This is a genomic window from Bifidobacterium sp. UBA6881, from assembly GCA_002451435.1.
In the GTDB taxonomy this organism is placed as follows: Bacteria; Actinomycetota; Actinomycetes; order Actinomycetales; family Bifidobacteriaceae; genus Bifidobacterium.
The window spans coordinates 12,370-12,852 of record DKCF01000043.1 but is presented as its reverse complement, the minus strand read 5'-3'; the positions used below and the strand labels follow the sequence as shown (position 1 = coordinate 12,852).

General features: G+C 64.6%; 1 pseudogene. It reads left to right on the top strand.

Annotated elements, in window-relative coordinates:
• Positions 1–457 (top strand): annotated as a pseudogene (locus B3C64_RS03685) (MFS transporter); the annotation flags it as partial.
• Between the last annotated feature and the right edge of the window lie 26 nt (positions 458–483).

Sequence of the window (483 nt, the reverse complement as noted above, 5' to 3'; positions counted from 1 at the left end):
GCTGCTCGGCGCGGTGATCGCGTCGGCGGCCGTGCAGCGCGTGCGCGGCGGAGTACTGGTGGCGTTGGCCTTCGTCACGCTCGCCGTGGGATTCGCCGGTGCCGCGCTGAGCCCATCCACCATCGCCAAGGCGGCGTTCCTGGTGCTTTCAGTGCTGTTCCTGCCCGCGGGCAACGCGGTGCTGGGCGGATTCGGTAACATTCTGGTCGCACAGGACAAGCTTGGCCGCGTCGAAGCGGGCAGCTCGCTCACCCAATACGGTTCCTACGGCCTGTGCGTGCTGCTTGCCGGCATTGGCATGCAATGCATCGGATATGCAGCGACGTGCTGGATTCTCGCGGCCGTGCTGGTCGTTGTGGCCGTGTACACACTGTCCATGCGCGCCCTGATCACCTTGCCGACGCCGGATCGTTGGGCCGAACACATCCAGCAATTCCACATTTCCCGGTTTGAGTGAAATTTGCGGCTGCGTTCCCATGGGAC